Source organism: Pseudomonas sp. 29, assembly GCF_002754355.1.
In the GTDB taxonomy this organism is placed as follows: Bacteria; Pseudomonadota; Gammaproteobacteria; order Pseudomonadales; family Pseudomonadaceae; genus Aquipseudomonas; species Aquipseudomonas neuropathica.
In genome coordinates this window covers 2,407,769-2,423,947 of record NZ_PEEY01000001.1, presented here as the reverse complement: position 1 = coordinate 2,423,947, position 16,179 = coordinate 2,407,769, and the positions used below count along the sequence as shown (strand labels likewise).

Genomic DNA, 16,179 nt, shown 5'->3' with positions numbered 1-16,179 from the left:
CGTCTGGAGTGCTCGCGCGGGCTGCAAAGCTGCGCTGTAGCGGGTCGAGAGGCCTGTTACGGTTCCGGGCGTCCGGGCGTGAGCCTGGCGGGAACGCCGGAGTATAACAGAGCAATCACTGCGCGCTGCTTTCCTGCTGCTCAACGGTTTTGCCGCTGGCCGTGGCATTGCCCAGCGGCGCAGCCATGGCGGGAGCCGCGCCGTAGCGTGCGCTCAGCTCGGCGTAAGCCGGTTCGCGCTTGAATCGCTTGAGCTCGGCGCCAAATCGCTGCACCAGCAAATCCATGCCGGCATTGCGTCTAACCGCGAGAAACTGGCTCTGGCGGCTAATGACAGTGGGGTTTTCGGTGATCTGATCGCGAATATCCAGCTCATCGAGCAAGTGCTGACCGACACGGCGATCGGTGATCAGCAAGTCGATGCGGCCGCGCACCAGTTTGCCGAAGTTGGCTTCGTGGGTCGGTGCCGGTTCACGGGTAAACAGTGTTGATTCGCTGAAATCGGGGCTGTACAGATAACCCGGCGAGGTGCCGATGGTCAGGCCTTTGAGCTCTTCGAGTTTGCTGAACGGGTGCGGCCGGTCGTTGGCGTAGAACAGGACGAACTCGACGTCCGACAGCGGCTCGCTCGGGTAAAGCAGGGTGGCGTCGCGCTCGTCGCTGTGAAAAATGTCCAGCGCGCCATCGGCCTGACCGGTCTCAAGCATCGACAGGCAGCGCTTCCACGGCAAGAACTGCCATTCGACTTCGATGCCCAGACGTTTGAAGACAATGGCCGTGGTTTCGTAATCCAGCCCGAGGTTTTTACCGTTCTCTTCGTAGACATAGGGCGCCCACGGCTCGGTGACAATACGCAACTTTTCGCCTCGAGCGGCGAAGCTCAGGCAAGCAAAAACCAGCACGGCGAATAACTGCGTGATCAAAGGCATGGCTTGAGATTACGACGAGAAACGCGAAAGAGCCAGAAAGTGCCTGCACAAGCTCTGTTTCGGGCCTTTAAAAGCAAAGATCGCAGCTGCGACACCCCTGTAGGAGTTGCCGAAGACTGCGATCTTTTGATCTTTCTATGATGCTTAACGCGGCAACTTCAGGTTATTCCAGATCGCCAGACTAGGCTCAGCCTGGTTCATTGAATAGAAGTGCAGACCCGGCGCGCCACCTTGCAGCAGGCGTTCGCACATCTCGCTGACGACTTGCTCACCAAAGCGCTGAATGCTTTGCGTGTCATCGCCGTAGGCTTCCAGTTGCTTGCGGATCCAGCGCGGGATTTCCGCACCGCAGGCATCAGAGAAGCGCGCGAGTTTGCTGTAGTTGGTGATCGGCATGATCCCCGGAACGATCGGCAGATCCACACCCTGCGCCTGCAAACGCTCGACGAAATAGAAGTAGCTGTCGGCGTTGAAGAAGTACTGGGTGATTGCGCTGTCGGCGCCGGCACGGGCCTTGCGGATGAAATTGGCCAGATCGTCTTCGTAGTTGCGTGCTTGCGGATGCATCTCCGGGTAAGCGGCAACTTCGATGTGGAAATGATCACCGGTTTCTTCACGAATGAATTCAACCAGTTCATTGGCGTGACGCAGCTCACCGCTGGTCATGCCCATGCCGGATGGCAGGTCGCCACGCAGCGCGACGATACGCTTGATGCCGGCAGCCTTGTACTCGTTCAGCAGGCCGCGCAGGTCGTCCTTGCTGTCGCCGACGCACGACAGGTGCGGTGCGGCCGGTACTTTGACTTCGCTTTCCAGTTGCAGAACGGTGTTGAGGGTGCGATCACGGGTCGAACCACCAGCGCCATAGGTGCAGGAGAAGAAATCGGGATTGTACGTTGCCAACTGACGGGCAACGTTGAGCAGCTTTTCATGCCCAGCATCGGTCTTGGTCGGGAAGAACTCGAAGCTGTAGCGACGGTCTTGGGACATGGTCATACCCTTGGAAACAAGAACCTTCGAGGCGCTGCAATCCCGTGTGGGAGCGAGCCTGCTCGCGAAAGCGCCGGGTCAGACAACACGGATGCTGAATGATAAACCGCCTTCGCGAGCAGGCTCGCTCCCACAGGGAGAGCGAGCAAGCACCTGTTAGTAGCGGTAAGCGTGCGGCTTGAACGGGCCTTCGACGGTCACGCCGATGTAGTCAGCCTGTTGCTTGGTCAGTTGGGTGACCACGCCGCCGAAGCCGCGAACCATTTCCAGGGCCACTTCTTCGTCGAGTTTCTTCGGCAGTACTTCAACAGTCAGGCGCTCGGCTTTCTGGGCTGGCGACAGGTCGGCGTACTTCTGGCCGAACAGGAAGATCTGCGCCAGAACCTGGTTGGCGAACGAACCGTCCATGATGCGGCTTGGGTGGCCAGTGGCGTTACCCAGGTTAACCAGACGGCCTTCGGCCAGCAGGATCAGGTAGTCGTCGTTCTGCGCGTCGAACGCGCCCGGGCCGGTACGGTGGATCTTGTGTACCTGTGGCTTCACTTCTTCCCATGCCCAGTTCTTGCGCATGAAAGCGGTGTCGATTTCGTTGTCGAAGTGACCGATGTTGCAGACAACAGCGCGCTTCTTCAGGGCTTTGAGCATGTTCGCGTCGCAAACATTGACGTTACCGGTGGTGGTCACGATCAGGTCGATCTTGCCCAGCAGCGCTTTGTCGATGCTCGCTTCGGAACCGTCGTTGATACCGTCGATGAACGGCGAAACCAGTTCGAAACCGTCCATGCATGCTTGCATGGCGCAGATCGGGTCAACTTCGGAGACTTTAACGATCATGCCTTCCTGACGCAGCGACTGAGCCGAACCCTTGCCCACGTCACCGTAACCGATGACCAGCGCTTGCTTGCCGGACAGCAGGTGGTCGGTACCACGCTTGATCGCGTCGTTCAGGCTGTGACGGCAGCCGTACTTGTTGTCGTTCTTGGACTTGGTCACCGAGTCGTTGACGTTGATGGCCGGGATTTTCAGCTCGCCTTTGGCCAGCATGTCCAGCAGACGGTGTACGCCGGTGGTGGTTTCTTCGGTCACGCCGTGAACGCGATCCAGTACTTGTGGGTACTTATCGTGCAGCAGCTGAGTCAGGTCGCCGCCGTCGTCGAGGATCATGTTGGCGTCCCATGGCTGGCCATCCTTCAGGATGGTCTGCTCCAGGCACCACTCGTACTCTTCTTCAGTTTCGCCTTTCCAGGCGAAAACCGGGATACCGGCAGCAGCGATAGCGGCAGCAGCCTGATCCTGAGTCGAGAAAATGTTGCAGGACGACCAGCGTACTTCGGCACCCAGGGCAACCAGGGTTTCGATCAGCACGGCAGTCTGAATGGTCATGTGGATGCAGCCGAGGATCTTGGCGCCTTTCAACGGCTGTTCGCCGGAGTACTTGCGACGCAGACCCATCAGGGCCGGCATTTCCGATTCGGCGATGATGGTTTCGCGACGGCCCCAGGCAGCCAGGGACATGTCGGCAACTTTGTAATCGTTAAAATCTGCAGGCGTGATAACAGCGCTCATGAAGAGCCTCCATTCGTAATGTATGCGAATGGGCGCCGTTGTGCGTTTAGTGTCCGGCCTGAGCCAGTCAACGCCCCATCCGAGCCTGACAGGTTGAACCTGCTGCAGCGCCCCTCGGACAGGTGGCGGGAAAACGGTAGCAAGTGAACGTTACCGTTTTGAAACGGGGGCGATTATAGCCGTCTAGACTGATCTTCCAAAGGGTTTCTGTCGGCCAGATGAAGATCGTTAATGACGACCATAGTCGAAGCCGCATGGAGCATGACCGCTCAGTCTGCCAAGATACCGTCCATCGTTCGGCAAGACACTCAGGAGTGAAGATGAATTTCCACACCCGCAAATGGGTAAAACCCGAAGACCTCAACCCCAACGGCACCCTGTTCGGTGGCAGCCTGTTGCGCTGGATCGACGAAGAAGCGGCGATTTACGCGATCGTCCAGTTGGGCAACCAGCGCGTGGTGACCAAGTACATTTCCGAAATCAATTTCGTCAGCGCCTCGCGCCAGGGCGACATCATCGAACTGGGCATCACCGCCACCGAGTTCGGCCGCACCTCGATCACCCTGACCTGCGAAGTGCGCAACAAAATCACCCGCAAAAGCATTCTGACGGTTGAGAAGATGGTGTTTGTGAACCTCGGTGAAGACGGTTTGCCGGCTCCGCACGGGCGCACTGAAATCAAATATGTGAAAGATCAGTTCCAGGAAGATGAATTGGTCACCAAATAACATCGGCGGTGCTTTCTTCGCGAGCAAGCTCGCTCCCACAAGGATTACGCTTTACCTGTGGGAGCGAGCTTGCTCGCGAAAGCGGTTGTCCTGTTACCGAAGATTGATCAGGCCACTGAACAGCCATGAACCGCCGGGGTCGTAGGTAAACACCACCCCCACGGTTCCCACGCCATGACCACCCCCACCGACGGCAAGACCCCCGATCTCTCGGCCGATGAGCAACACGAAGTCGAGAAAAGCCAGCCGCCCCGCGCGGCCGTTCTGCATGAAATCATCCGCACCCAAGGCGATCAGGAACTGGAACGCAGCATCGCCGCGCTCTGGTGGTCGGCGTTGGCGGCGGGGTTGACCATGGGCCTGTCATTGATGGGCATGGGCCTGCTCAATTCGCGTCTGCCCGAAGGTGACGAGTTCAAGGTGATCGCCAGTTTCGGCTACTGCGCGGGTTTTCTCGCAGTAATCCTCGCCCGCCAGCAACTGTTTACCGAAAACACCTTGACCGCCGTATTGCCGGTCATGACCAAACCGACCCTGAAAAACTTCGGCCGGCTGATCCGCCTGTGGACAGTGGTTTTGGTCGGTAATCTGTGCGGGACGATTCTGGTCGCGTACGTGATGCTCGAACTGCCGATCTTCGACACCAAGACTGACCACGCCTTCCTCGAAATTGGCCGCAAGGTGATGGAGAACCACGCCAGTCAGATGTTCGCCAAGGGCATTGTCTCCGGCTGGATGATCGCCACCATGGTCTGGATGATCCCGTCCATGGAGAGCGCGAAGATGTGGATCATCATCCTCATCACCTATCTGATGGCGCTCGGCGATTTCACCCATATTGTGGTGGGTTCAGCGGAAGTGTCGTATCTGGTGTTTGCCGGCGAGTTGCCGTGGAGCGATTTCTGGATGGTCTTCGCAGGTCCCACGTTGGCGGGGAATATCATTGGTGGCAGCTTTATCTTTGCGCTGATCAGCCATGCGCAGATTCGCAGCGAGAGCGGTGCGCCTAAGGAGCCTGCGGATCAGGCCGGGAAACCTGATCCGCAGGAGATCAAAAAATGATCAGTGGTGAGCGGCTTCGCTGATGGTCACGGGCTCGTTGCGAGTTGCGTACTTGACCAGTTTGCCGATGGTCAGACCCTGCAACAGGATCGATGACAGCACCACGATGTAAGTGATGCTCAGCAGCAGATCGCGCTCCGGGCCCAATGGCAGGGCCAGCGCCAGTGCCACCGAAACACCGCCGCGCAAACCGCCCCAGGTCAGAATCCGGATGGTGCCGGCCGGCACCGTCCGCCAGCGGCGCAGCAGGACAATCGCCGGGGCCACGGTGAGCAGGCGCGACAGCAGAATCGCCACCGCCAGCAAACCCGCTGCAGCCATGTGCAGCCAGTTGAATGGCAGCAGCAACAGCTCCATGCCGATCAGCGCGAACAGCAGCGCGTTGAGCATGTCATCGAGCAATTCCCAGAAACCGTCGAGATAACGACGGGTCATGTCATTCATCGCCAGATTGCGCCCGACGTTACCGATGATCAGACCTGCGACCACCATCGCAATCGGTGCGGAAACGTGAATCTCGGTAGACATCGCCGAACCACCAATGACCAGCGCCAGCGTCAGCATCACGGTGATCTGGTGTTGCTCGACGCTTTTGATCATTCGATAAACCAGATAACCGATCAGGCCGCCAAACAGCACACCGCCAATCGCTTCGTGAACGAACAACATCGCGGTGGCGCTGATGGTCGGGGTTTCGCCGAGTTGGGCGATGCCCAGTAACACGGTGAACACCACTACAGCGGTGCCGTCGTTGAACAGCGACTCGCCGACGATGGTGGTTTTCAGCGGTTTCGAGGCATTGGCGGTACGCAGCACGCCGAGCACCGCAATCGGGTCGGTCGGCGAAATCAGCGCGCCGAACAACAGGCAGTACAGGAAACTCACGTGCCAGCCGAACAGGGCAAAAATGTAATAGGCGAGACTGCCGATCACCGTGGTGGCAATCAACACACCGAAAGTCGCCAACAGACCGATGGGCCAGCGGTAGCTGCGCAGGTCGTTGAGGTTGACGTGCAGGGCGCCGGCGAACAGCAGGAACGAGAGCATCCAGTTCATCAGCAGATCGCCGAAGTCGATCTGGCCAATCAGTTGCTGCACGCGTTCTTCGAGACCGGGGTAACCGAGCACGCTCAGGCCTTGCAGGATCAGCGAGAACAGTAGCGCGGTGACCATCACGCCGATGGTCGGCGGCAGGCCGATGAAGCGGAAATTGACGAAGGTGAGGAGGGTGGTGAGGCAGATGAAAGCGGCGACAAGTTCAAGCATCCGGGGTCCTTTGGATGAGGGGTGGAAGATAGCGCACCGAATCTTTGGTGCAGGGGTTGGATGGGTTGAGGGCGATTGAGGGCACAGTTCAAATGATGAGGAGATCAAGAGCCCCTCACCCCAGCCCTCTCCCAGAGGGAGAGGGGGCAAACCGAGGTGTCTGGCGTCAGACATCGACCTGGAAGACCTTATCGCTTATGGATTCAGCAAAGCGGTTTCACGTCGGCGTATCTCTCAAATATCCCCCATTCAGTCCCCTCTCCCTCTGGGAGAGGGTTAGGGTGAGGGCTAGCCGGACACATTGACCGCAGCCGCTTCGCGACGTTGCAGATAGATGAAAAACAGCGCCGTCAGCACCGTCAATACACCGACCAGCGCACCCGTCCATGGCAAGTCCGCCAGATCCGCGCCACTGGCCACCACCAGTCCGCCGATCCACGCACCCGCTGCGTTGCCAAGGTTGAATGCGCTCTGGTTCAACGTCGAGCCCAGGTTCGGTGCTTCATGCGCCTGATCGATGATCAGCAGTTGCAGAATCGGGCACAGCGCAAAAGCGAAAATCCCCCACAGCACCAGCGTGATTGCCGCTGGCACCACCGAGCGACTGGTCTGACTGAACGCCGCCAGAATCACCACCACCGCCAAGGCCACACCGACCAGCGACGGCAACAAACGGCTATCAGCCAGACGCCCGCCGAGCATGCTGCCACCGGTCAAACCGACGCCGAACAACAGCAACATCACCGTCACGCCATGCGGGCTGACGCCGGTGATGTCCTGGAGGATCGGCGCAATGTAAGTGAACACACTGAACAGACTGGTCGACGCGAGCACACTCATGCCCAGCGCCAGCAACACGTTGACCTTGCCCAGTACCTTGAATTCGCTGGCGAGATTGGCCTTGTCCATGGGGATGTGTTTTGGCAGCCACAACCATTGCGCGAGCGCCGCAATCACACCAATCACCGACACCGCCCAGAACGTCGAGCGCCAGCCGGCATACTGCCCGAGCGCCGTGCCCAGCGGCACGCCGAGAACGTTGGCCAAGGTCAGGCCGGTGAACATCATTGCAATCGCCTGCGCGCGTTTGTTCGGTGCGACCAGCCCGGCGGCAACCACCGAGCCAATGCCGAAGAACGCGCCGTGACAGAGGGCTGTGACCACACGAGCGGCCATCAGCGTCGCGTAGTTGGGCGCCAGTGCGCAGAGGATGTTGCCGAGGATGAACATCAGCGTCATGCCCAGCAACGTTGCTTTGCGCGGCATGTTTGCGGTGCCGATCGCCAGGATCGGGGCGCCGAAGACCACGCCCAGGGCGTAGCCGGTAATCAGCAGGCCCGCATGGGGAATGCTCACGGAGAGGTCCCGGGCGACATCGGGCAGCAGGCCCATGATGACGAATTCAGTGGTGCCGATGCCGAACGCGGCAACAGCGAGTGCAAGCAAGGCGAGTGGCATGCGCAAGGTCTCTGTCGATAGTCTTGACGCTTTGATCAGGCATACGCAGGCCGACGACCGCTCTCGAAGGAGGGCGGTACAGGCAGGAATTATTGGTTTTTTCTGTGCGCAACTGAGTGCGGCGTGGTCGCTTGCAGTATAAACAGCTGCTGACACATCGCGAATCAATAATCTGACTAATTGGCTCGCTAACAACAATAAGGAGTGGAACGTGCTGGCGACAGCTTTGGTATTGATGGCGGCGCTGTTGCATGCGACGTGGAATACGTTAATCAAGTTTAGCGCCGAGCGACTGTTGGTAGTGGCGTGCATGGACACCGTGGCGCTGCTGGTCGTTGCCATCGCGTTTCCATTCGTGAGCTTGCCGCCCATGGAAATCTGGCCGTGGATTCTCGCTTCGGCAGCCTTTGAACTGCTTTATCGCTATCTGCTGATTCAAGCCTACCGGGTCGGCGATCTCGGGCTGGTATATCCGCTGATGCGTGGATTATCGCCTTTGGTGGTGCTCGCGCTGACCCTGATCTTCGCGGGAGAGGTGCTCACCACGCAGCAAATCTTCGGCATCATGCTGATCCCGTTCGGCATGGTTTGTCTGCTATGGCAGGGTGGCGGTGGCAAGCATTTGCCATGGTCGATGCTGCCGGTGGTGGCGCTGATCGGCCTGTGCATCGGCTGCTACACCTACATTGATGGCCAGGCGTTGCGGCGCTGGTCCCATCCTTTGGATTATCTGGTCTGGGTCACGCTGCTCAGCGCCTGGCCGTTTCCGCTGTTGGCATGGGTCGCCAAGCGTCCGGCGTTCATGTTGTTCTGGCGTGAGCAATGGAAGCTGGGGTTGGCGGTGGGCTTCTGCGTATTGGCCAGCTACGCTCTGGTGCTGTGGGCGATGCAGTTGGGTTCGATTGCGGAAGCGGCGGCATTGCGCGAGATCAGCGTGATTCTGGTAGTGCTGTTCGGTATGCGTTACCTCAAAGAACCTTTTGGCCGGCCGCGGCTCTTAGCCTGTGGGCTGGTACTGATCGGCATGCTGGTAATGAAGTTCTGACCGCTCGCGAACTCTAAAACTCGAAAAAGGACGGCGTTATGACGGTGGCTCTGTGGTGTGTGTTGATTGCGATTTTCCTGCCGTATATCTGCACTGGCGTAGCGAAAGCCGTGGGCGGCTACCGGCTGAGTGATAACCACGATCCGCGCGACTTTCTCGAAAGTCTCAACGGTGTGGCGAGGCGTGCCCATGCCGCGCAGATGAACAGCTTTGAAGTGACGCCGGCATTTGCGGCGGCAGTGATTGTTGCGCACCTGGTGGGGACGGCGGAGCTGGTGACGGTCAATGTGCTGGCGGTGCTGTTTATCACCAGTCGCCTGCTCTACATCATTTGCTACCTGGCGGACTGGGCGATCCTGCGCTCGCTGGTGTGGTTTGTGGGGATGGGGTTGATTGCTTCGTTCTTCTTTGTGTCTGTTTGATTATCGGTGTTGCTGATGGCCTCATCGCGAGCAGGCTCACTCCTACATTTTGGAATGCGTTCCCCTGTAGGAGTGAGCCTGCTCGCGATAGCTATCTGATTACCTCAGCAAATTCCAAGGGTTACTTCTTCTCTGTATCAGCCACCTGCGGCACTTGCGGCAGCGCTGCGCCTTTGGGCCAGAGCATCCAGATCTGCCCCTGCTGTTTCATGTCCCCGGCCAGTTGTCCGGCCGCATCACCGGTGCCCCAGAACAGATCCGCACGCACCTCGCCGGCAATCGCGCCGCCGGTATCCTGTGCCGCCACCGGGCGAACCAGTGCCGTGCCATCCGGTTTTGTCGTCGACAGCCACAGCAGGCTGCCCAACGGAATCACCTTGCGATCCACTGCCGCGCTATAACCGGCAGTCAACGGCACGTTCAGCGAACCGCGCGGGCCTTCGTTGCTGTCCGGGTTGCGCGTGAAGAACACGTAGCTCGGGTTGCTGCCCAGCAGTTCCGGAATGCGCGAAGGATTGGCCTTGGCCCAGTTGCTGATCGCGCTCATGGTCACGTCTTCTTTCTTCAGCTCGCCTTGCTCGACCAGCCAGCGCCCGATTGGGCGATACGGATGGCCGTTCTGATCGGCGTACGCGATGCGCAACTGTTTGCCGTCCTCGGTCTGAATTCGCCCGGAACCCTGGATCTGCAGGAATTGCAGATTCATCGGGTCGGTCAGGTAGGCAACCACCGGAGCTTTTACACCTTTGGATTCAATGGTGGCGGCATCGTCGTAAGGCTTGAGCACGCGACCTTCGAGGCGGCCGCGCAGGCGTTTGCCTTTCAGCTCCGGGTAAATGCTGTCCAGCGAGACAATGATCATGTCTTCGGGCACGCCGTACACCGGCACATTGGCCGTGTCGGTGGGCGTCAGGCTGCCGGGGTAGACCGGTTCGTAGTAACCGGTGATCAACCCGTTCGGGTTGTCGTTTTCAGCGCGCAGGCCGTAAACGTCGAGGTTTTGCTTAAGGAAGGCGCGAATCTCGCCAGCACTTTGTGGCACGTTGGCCGCAGCGGCGCAGGTGGAGCCCCATACGGCATCAGCTTTGAGTCGGGTGCAGGCGCTACGCCACGAACCGAAACCGGCGACCAGATCGCTATCGGATACTGCCGGCAGTGCTTCCCAGGTGGCGCTGGAATAAGTGGCCAGTGCGTGGGTTTTTGGTTTGGCGCTATCACCGCCGGTGCAGCCAGCGAGAATCGCCATTAGAGGCAGGGATGCGATCAGCGGGTGACGCCAGGCCTTGAAAGGGCTGTTCATGGAGTAATTCCTGTGCCGGTTGACCGAGTGCTCCATGCGCTCGAGCAACCCGTATTTTTAATAGGGCTATTGGTGTTTGGCGGTGACGCGAGGATACTGGCCGCCGAATTCCGTGACCTGAAGCCACCATGACTCTTAAAAGCATTTCTGTTGTATTGCTGGCCTGTCTGACCTTGTCCGCCTGTGGCGGTGTCGATCCGAATTCTCCACTGGGCCAACGCAAGGCGATCTTCAAACAGATGCTCAAGACCGGTGAAGATCTGGGAGGCATGTTGCGTGGGCGCATTCCGTTCGACGGGCCGAAATTCGCCGAGGGCGCGGTCAAGCTTGATGCGTTGTCCCATGAGCCGTGGAAGCACTTCCCGCAGGTTCGCGAAGAAGATCACACCAGCGCCAAGGACGATGTCTGGAAACAACAGGCACGTTTTCAGGAAATGGCCCGCAACCTTGAAGCCGCCACCGGTGAATTGGTGATTGCCAGCCAGGTGCAGCCGTACAAGGCCAGCAATCTCGGGCCTGCGGTGCAGAAAGTTGAAGATGCCTGCAGCGCTTGTCATAAACAGTTTCGCGATCATTGATATTTAAAAGATCGCAGCCTGCGGCAGCTCCTACCCTGATCAATGTAGGAGCTGCCGCAGGCTGCGATCTTTTGATTTTTACTTATCGATTTCGTCCAGCGCGTCCTGAAGTTCTTTGCGCGATTCGGCGAGTTTGTCTTTGCGCTTGTTGATCTTCTCTGGATCGCCTTTCTTCATCGCCTTGTCGAGATCAGCCTGGCGCTTGCTCACTTCGTGCTTGGCGTCGAGCACCTTGTTTTCGCGTTCTTTCTTCAGGCCCGCGTCGGTGCAGTGTTCGGTCACCTCACGCAGGGCAGTTTCCAGGCCTGCCTGCTGATCAGCGTTGCCACGCGACTTGGCCTGTTCGATCTGGTTCATGATGCCTTGCTTCTTGGCCGCGCAACCGGTCAGGCCCGGGGCGTCTTCGTCGGCCATGACAGGGGCGGCCATCACGCCACAAAGGGTCAGCATGGCGAGCGGTGCGAGAAATTTCATAAAAGCTCCATGTGCAAAGGCAATCGGGTCGGGGCGGCACTGCGCTGTTGGAGCGCCTCGGTGGTGGTTGGGTTCCCGGGGTGCCGGGATTGCGTGCTCAGAAACCGTCGATGCCGGCGTTCCGCAAGGTATCGCTCAAGGCTAACACCTGCGGGTCGCGGAAGAAGGCGCTCAATTGCGCTGCGCGACCGGGGCCGATACCGGGTTCTGCCTGCCATTGTTCGGTGTCTCGTTGTGCCAGCGCCTGCCATGAATCGGGGAGTTGTGCCTCACCGCTTGGCGGCAAGCCCAAAGCCTTGAGCCACTGAGCGAAGGGCCGTTGGCGGGCGCTGTGAAAACTGTGCATCAGGCGGGCGCTGCTGCGTTCGCCAAAGCCGGCAATGTTAGCAAGCTCCGGCTCATCAAGGGTCAACCAATCCAGCAGGTTATTCAGGCGGCCTGTTTCGAAAAGTTTCTCCCAGGTGCCGCGACCGACATGCTGCATCGCCAGTCCCTGCTTGCCACTGAGCCAGGTCAAGCGGGCGAGAAACTGGCTTTCGCAACCAGGGGTAGGTTGCCAGCAACTCAAGGTATGGAAGTCGTCGGCGTTGGGGAGGTTGATCTCTGCCCGCTCGGCGGTTCGCAGCACGACGCCGTCGAGCCGGGGAATGGTCAGGCCGGCGAGGCTGATGGCGACCTGATCACCAGGACGAATATCCAGTGCCTGCCAGCGTTTTAGCGAACTGGCGCTGACCCGTTTTATCTCTCGGTCATCGAGCCTGACCGGGTTCAGCTCGATCACCGGGGTGATGCGCCCGGTGCGCCCGATCTTGAAATTAACCTTGCGGACTTCGGCCAGTACCTGCGCGAATGGGTATTTCCAAGCGATGGCCCAGTAGGGAGCACGTGCCTGCCAGCGTTCGGCGGGTGGGCGCTGACCCTGACGCAGAACCACGCCGTCGGTTGCGAAGGGAAGGGGTGAGCGATACCAGTGATCGCGCCATTTCTGCGCCTCTGCGAGTTCGCTGACCGGTTGGCTGTAAGGTTCCGTCGTGGCGAAACCCAGCGTCGCCAATCCGGTTATTCGCTTGGGCAAGTCCAGGGGGCTTTGCGGCCAGTCCCAGGCGAAGAATCCGATTCCGGCGGCTTGTTCTGTATTCAGGAATTTACGCCCCATCAATCCGGCGACGGTGGCGCGAGCGTTGACGCTGCCGGATTTGGCTTGCACGTGTTCGTTCAAGCGCCAATAAAGTTCGCCTTGTACCAGCAGGTCCAGCGGTTGCGTCAGGCGTTGCGGAATGGCGGCGATCTTTTGCGCTGATGGCGTCCAGTCCTGGCCCCGAATCCCGTCACCACGACTGATGGCCTGATGCAGAACGCCTGCGCGGTAAATCAGCGTCACCGCGACGCCGTCGATCTTGGGTTGTACCCAGACATCCCGGCGGTCGCGTAGCCACGCTTCCACGGCGGCTGCTTCGTGTAATTTATCCAGACCGGTATGGGCGATGGGGTGGGTGATTGAACCTGAGGCGGTGCGCAGTGGCACAGGTGCGGGTGGCAGATCGAAGCAGCGCTGCCACTCACTTAAGCGCAGACGTGACTGATCGTAGAGTTCGTCGGCAATCAGCGAGCGGCCTTCGCGGTGATAGGCGTCGTCCCATTGGTTGATCTGTTTTTGCAGGGCGGTGATTTCGCTTTTTGCTTGAGTAGCTGGCCATTTCGGGCAATCGGCGTGGGCGTTGAGGGCCGTACAGGCCACGAGGAAAACAAACAGCAGGCGCAGCGTGACAAGCATGGTGAGCGTCCTTGCTCAGGGGGAATGCTTGAAGGTTAGAAGACAATCTGGAGCGTGGTAGACGGGGTGTTTTACGGGGTGTGTCTGGCCGGAAATTGATGTCGGTTCGGCTGGCCCCTTCGCGAGCAAGCTCGCTCCCACAGGGGGGCGAGTTCAAAACTGTATTTCAGGCATGAAAAAGCCCCGCACGGGGCGAACCGTGAGGGGCTTTTTTGTACCGCCAGGGAGTCTTACAGACCAGCAGCAGAACGCAGGGCGTCGGCGCGGTCGGTTTTTTCCCAGGTGAACGTGGTGAAGGTGTCTTCGCCAACGGTCTTGGTCTCTGACGCGCGACCGAAGTGGCCGTACGCTGCAGTTTCCTGGTACATCGGGTGCAGCAGGTCGAGCATAGTGGTGATTGCGTATGGACGCAGGTCGAACACTTCGCGGACCAGTTTGACGATCTTGTCATCGCTGATCTTGCCGGTGCCGAAGGTGTTCAGCGAGATCGAGGTAGGCTGAGCCACACCGATCGCGTAGGAAACCTGAATCTCGCAACGCTCGGCCAGGCCGGCCGCGACGATGTTCTTGGCCACGTAACGGCCAGCGTAGGCAGCCGAACGGTCAACCTTCGATGGATCTTTGCCGGAGAACGCGCCACCGCCGTGACGGGCCATGCCGCCGTAGCTGTCGACGATGATCTTGCGACCGGTCAGACCGCAGTCACCTACCGGGCCGCCAATGATGAACTGGCCGGTCGGGTTGATGTGGAACTGGGTGTCTTTGCTCAGCAGTTCGGCAGGCAGCACGTGCTTGACGATCAGCTCCATCACGCCTTCGCGCAGGTCTTTGTACGACACTTCAGGGTTGTGCTGGGTCGACAGAACAACCGCGTCGATACCAACAACCTTGCCGCCTTCGTAACGGCAAGTCACTTGCGACTTGGCGTCCGGGCGCAGCCAAGGCAGCAGACCCGATTTACGGGCTTCGGCCTGGCGCTGCACCAACTGGTGCGAGAAGGTGATCGGCGCTGGCATCAGCACGTCGGTTTCGTTGCTGGCGTAGCCGAACATCAGGCCCTGGTCGCCGGCGCCCTGATCTTCAGGCTTGGCACGGTCAACACCTTGGTTGATGTCTGGGGACTGCTTGCCGATGATGTTCATCACGCCGCACGTCGCGCCGTCGAAGCCGACTTCGGAGCTGGTGTAGCCGATGTCGCAGATGACGTCACGAACGATCTGCTCCAGGTCGACCCAGGCGCTGGTGGTCACTTCACCGGCAACGATGGCCACGCCGGTCTTGACCAGGGTTTCCACGGCAACGCGTGCGTGTTTGTCCTGGGCAATAATGGCGTCCAGCACCGCATCGGAAATCTGGTCGGCGATTTTGTCCGGATGTCCTTCGGACACGGACTCGGAGGTGAAGAGGGAGTATTCGCTCATCTCGATGTTTTCCTGAATTTACCGATGGTGAGTGTCGCCAGCCGGTCGCTGAAAATGGCGGACCTGGATCTGGAAACCATTACGTAAGCCTACATAGAGGCTTTCCCCGGGAACGAGTCCCGCAGCGGTGGCCCAACGGGCCAAATCGTCCTGTTCAAACCCCAACCACAGATCACCGCAGGCCTCCCTGGCCCAACTCTGGTTGTGGCTACATAACTCTGTCACGAGCAGGCTACCGCCCGGTTGCAGCAGGTTGGCCATATGCTTGAGTGCGTCGGCCGGCGCGGCGAAATGGTGCAACACCATGTTCAACACCACGCAATCGGCCGTAAGGCTTGTGCCATTCAATGCATCGGCCAATTGCAGGCTGACGTTAGCCAGCTGTTCACGTTCACATACCTGGCGCGCCAGTTCGAGCATCGCCGGGCTGTTGTCCAGCGCGGTTACGATGCCGAAGCGACGGGCCAGTTCCGGCAAAAAAGCACCATCGCCGGGGCCGACTTCAATGGCCGTGGCTGCACCATCGAAGTTCAGTTTGTCGAGCAGGGCCAGCACGCTGTCACGGTATTGCGGCAGGCCTGCGATCAAGTCTTGCTGGGCACGGAATTTTTCCGCCACCCGGGTGAAAAAGTCCTGACTGGCGGCGGCACGTTGGCCGTGAACCTGTTCGATGCGCGCTTGCACGTCGTCAGGCAGTGCCAGGTTGTCGACTTCTTCTAACAATGCAGCGTGCAGCTTGCCGCCGAGCAATTCGGTGTGGGGCAGGGCGCGGCGATAAAAGATCGCGTTGCCTTCGCGGCGCGTCGCCACCAGATCAGCCTGGGCCAGCACCTTGAGGTGGTGACTCATGCCGGACTGACCAATGCCGAAAATCTGCGCCAGCTCCAGCACGCCGAACGAATCGTTGGCCAGCGCGCGCAATACATTCAGGCGCAGCGGATCGCCGCCGGCCTTGCACAGGGCCGCCAGCTCGTCGCAATCGTCATGGCGAATGGAAGGCACGCGTAAGTTCATAGGGCTGGCAGTCTAGAGAGGGGGGCAAATCATCGCAAGACCAATATCAAAAAGTTTTGATATTGCTCGATAAATGGCACTTCTCCCGAAACGGTTAACTCTACAAACGAACAGCGGAAAGGTTTCACCTACCGAAACCACTGCTATCCATTG

At 59.2% G+C, this 16,179-nt stretch carries 15 protein-coding genes and 1 riboswitch; of the genes, 5 read left to right on the top strand and 10 right to left on the bottom strand.

Annotation, left to right across the window (positions count from 1 at the left end; translation table 11 throughout):
- Positions 1–115: 115 nt before the first annotated feature.
- From CLU80_RS11310 to ahcY, 3 genes are all read right to left on the bottom strand, one after another.
- On the bottom strand, positions 116–928 hold the full coding sequence (locus CLU80_RS11310; RefSeq protein ID WP_093429856.1) for a substrate-binding periplasmic protein: 813 nt from the start codon (positions 926–928) through the stop codon (positions 116–118).
- 144 nt (positions 929–1,072) lie between these two features.
- Positions 1,073–1,918, bottom strand: coding sequence for a methylenetetrahydrofolate reductase [NAD(P)H] (gene metF, locus CLU80_RS11305; protein WP_093429977.1), 846 nt, complete (start codon positions 1,916–1,918; stop codon positions 1,073–1,075).
- Positions 1,919–2,074: 156 nt separating this feature from the next.
- Positions 2,075–3,484, bottom strand: a complete 1,410-nt coding sequence (gene ahcY, locus CLU80_RS11300) for an adenosylhomocysteinase (RefSeq protein ID WP_064388105.1) — start codon at positions 3,482–3,484, stop codon at positions 2,075–2,077.
- Positions 3,485–3,507: 23 nt separating this feature from the next.
- Positions 3,508–3,606, bottom strand: a riboswitch (S-adenosyl-L-homocysteine riboswitch).
- Between the two features lie 198 nt (positions 3,607–3,804).
- Here ahcY and CLU80_RS11295 point away from each other — a divergent pair.
- Together CLU80_RS11295 and CLU80_RS11290 are read left to right on the top strand one after the other, a co-directional pair.
- Positions 3,805–4,212 carry an acyl-CoA thioesterase gene (locus CLU80_RS11295; protein ID WP_016984776.1) on the top strand — a complete coding sequence of 136 codons (408 nt, stop codon included), beginning with the start codon at positions 3,805–3,807 and terminating at the stop codon, positions 4,210–4,212.
- A 174-nt stretch (positions 4,213–4,386) separates the two neighbouring features.
- Positions 4,387–5,274, top strand: coding sequence for a formate/nitrite transporter family protein (locus CLU80_RS11290; protein ID WP_099757402.1), 888 nt, complete (start codon positions 4,387–4,389; stop codon positions 5,272–5,274).
- Here the strand turns inward: CLU80_RS11290 and CLU80_RS11285 are convergent, their stop codons facing one another.
- Complete coding sequence (locus tag CLU80_RS11285) at positions 5,275–6,540, bottom strand: cation:proton antiporter (RefSeq protein ID WP_099757401.1); 1,266 nt, start codon at positions 6,538–6,540, stop codon at positions 5,275–5,277.
- Between the two features lie 288 nt (positions 6,541–6,828).
- Positions 6,829–7,998, bottom strand: coding sequence for an MFS transporter (locus tag CLU80_RS11280; RefSeq protein ID WP_093429859.1), 1,170 nt, complete (start codon positions 7,996–7,998; stop codon positions 6,829–6,831).
- 211 nt (positions 7,999–8,209) lie between these two features.
- Here CLU80_RS11280 and CLU80_RS11275 point away from each other — a divergent pair, with 211 nt between their 5' ends.
- Together CLU80_RS11275 and CLU80_RS11270 are read left to right on the top strand one after the other, a co-directional pair.
- Complete coding sequence (locus tag CLU80_RS11275; protein ID WP_093429860.1) at positions 8,210–9,043, top strand: EamA family transporter; 834 nt, start codon at positions 8,210–8,212, stop codon at positions 9,041–9,043.
- A gap of 38 nt (positions 9,044–9,081) precedes the next feature.
- A complete protein-coding gene (locus CLU80_RS11270) occupies positions 9,082–9,465 on the top strand; it encodes an MAPEG family protein (protein WP_008081053.1) in 384 nt (127 codons plus the stop codon).
- Between the two features lie 121 nt (positions 9,466–9,586).
- Here CLU80_RS11270 and mltA read toward each other — a convergent pair whose 3' ends face one another.
- Positions 9,587–10,765, bottom strand: coding sequence for a murein transglycosylase A (gene mltA, locus CLU80_RS11265; protein ID WP_093429861.1), 1,179 nt, complete (start codon positions 10,763–10,765; stop codon positions 9,587–9,589).
- 128 nt (positions 10,766–10,893) lie between these two features.
- Here mltA and CLU80_RS11260 point away from each other — a divergent pair, with 128 nt between their 5' ends.
- On the top strand, positions 10,894–11,343 hold the full coding sequence (locus CLU80_RS11260) for a c-type cytochrome (protein WP_093429862.1): 450 nt from the start codon (positions 10,894–10,896) through the stop codon (positions 11,341–11,343).
- Positions 11,344–11,421: 78 nt separating this feature from the next.
- Here CLU80_RS11260 and CLU80_RS11255 read toward each other — a convergent pair whose 3' ends face one another.
- The 4 genes from CLU80_RS11255 to CLU80_RS11240 all read right to left on the bottom strand — a co-directional run bounded on the left by CLU80_RS11255 (position 11,422) and on the right by CLU80_RS11240 (position 16,026).
- Positions 11,422–11,817 (bottom strand): DUF1090 domain-containing protein, encoded by a 396-nt coding sequence (locus CLU80_RS11255; RefSeq protein WP_093429863.1) that lies wholly within the window; start codon positions 11,815–11,817, stop codon positions 11,422–11,424.
- A gap of 97 nt (positions 11,818–11,914) precedes the next feature.
- Positions 11,915–13,591, bottom strand: coding sequence for an NAD-dependent DNA ligase LigB (ligB, locus tag CLU80_RS11250; RefSeq protein WP_099757400.1), 1,677 nt, complete (start codon positions 13,589–13,591; stop codon positions 11,915–11,917).
- Between the two features lie 230 nt (positions 13,592–13,821).
- Positions 13,822–15,012: a methionine adenosyltransferase gene (gene metK / locus CLU80_RS11245; RefSeq protein ID WP_093429865.1), complete on the bottom strand. Its 1,191-nt coding sequence runs from the start codon at positions 15,010–15,012 to the stop codon at positions 13,822–13,824.
- An 18-nt stretch (positions 15,013–15,030) separates the two neighbouring features.
- Positions 15,031–16,026, bottom strand: coding sequence for an ArsR/SmtB family transcription factor (locus CLU80_RS11240; protein WP_099757399.1), 996 nt, complete (start codon positions 16,024–16,026; stop codon positions 15,031–15,033).
- Positions 16,027–16,179 lie beyond the last annotated feature (153 nt).